The following is a 1,297-nucleotide window of genomic DNA, read 5'->3' as shown; positions in this document are numbered from 1 at the left end:
GCGCAGCGCGATGAGGCTCACCACGCAGGTCGCCGCGATCAGCAGCAGGGTGATGGGGGCGGTCATGCTGGTTCCTCAGGCCGCGGTGCGGTAGTTGTCCTGCATCGGATAGGTACGTGCGTACAGCGCGAACGCCAGCGCTGCGACGAACGCGAACCCCGCGAAGAAGAACATCAGGAACGCGTTCTCGGTCCAGCCCTGCCCCTGGATCCAGCCGATCACGGCCGGGTCGCGCACGCTGGCATTCGTCAGAAGCACCCACAAGCCGCCGAAGGTGCTGGTGAGGTACCAGAACGCCATGATCACGCCCTTCATCGCCATCGGGGCCTGGCTGTAGGCGAACTCCAGCGCCGTCGCCGACACCAGCACTTCGCCGAAGGTCAGCAGCAGGTAGGGCAGCGTCTGCCATGCGAGCGAGACCTTTTCACCGTCATCCATCTGCAGCTGCAGCATGCCGGCAACGATCCAGGAGAGCGCGGAGATCGCGATGCCCCAGCCCATGCGGCGCAACGCGGTGACATTGAAGCCCATCTTCCGCAGCGCCGGATACAGCATCAGGTTGTTGAACGGAATCAGCAGCATGACCATCAGCGGGTTCAGCGCCTGCATCTGCGTGGCGTCCTTCACCAGCCAACTCGGCCACCACCACAGGTCGTGCGGAATCACCATCGCCTTGCCCTGGATGACCCACGTGGACGCCTTCTGGTCGAACAAAGACCAGAACGGCGTCACCAACGCGAACACGATGAGGATGCGCAGCACCGAGCGGACGCCCTCGATGGCCGCGTCCGGATGCAGGCCGCGCGCACTTTCCAACTGCAGCGATGCGCCAAAGCCCACGCCGGCGATGATCGCCCCCAGCGCAAGACAGGCGGTGATGACGAAGCCCCAGGCGTCGGGCCAGATACCGACGCCGGCAAACTTCAGCGCCCAGAGCAACAGCATCGTCGTAGCGCCCACCACGCCGACGGCGGCGACCACCGTTCCCATGCCGCGCTCGTTACCGAGCAGCGCGGTACGCACGATGTTGAGGAACGAATCCGGATCGTTGCCGCGCGACGGCGGCACGTTCACGTACTTGTGGCGACCGAGCCAGAAGATGAAGGTTGCGATGAACATGAGGATGCCCGGGATGCCGAACGCCCACGCCGGCCCCCAGCTCCGCAGCACCAGCGGCATCAGCAGCGAGGCGAAGAACGAACCGAAATTGATGATCCAGTAGAACGCATCGAAGACTACCTTCGCCTTGCTCTTGTTGGTCTGGTCGAACTGGTCGCCGCAGAACGTCACCACCAGC

1 protein-coding gene is annotated in these 1,297 nt (G+C 64.2%); it reads right to left on the bottom strand.

The features are described from left to right. Positions 1 to 75: 75 nt before the first annotated feature. Positions 76 to 1,297, bottom strand: a 1,222-nt coding sequence (locus AC04L7_RS18870; protein ID WP_475513726.1) for a POT-type proton-dependent oligopeptide transporter, incomplete at its 5' end; no start/stop codon positions are given.

The organism is Pseudoxanthomonas sp. LjRoot204_2 (assembly GCF_056175765.1).
This window is presented reverse-complemented; position numbering and strand designations above follow the sequence as displayed.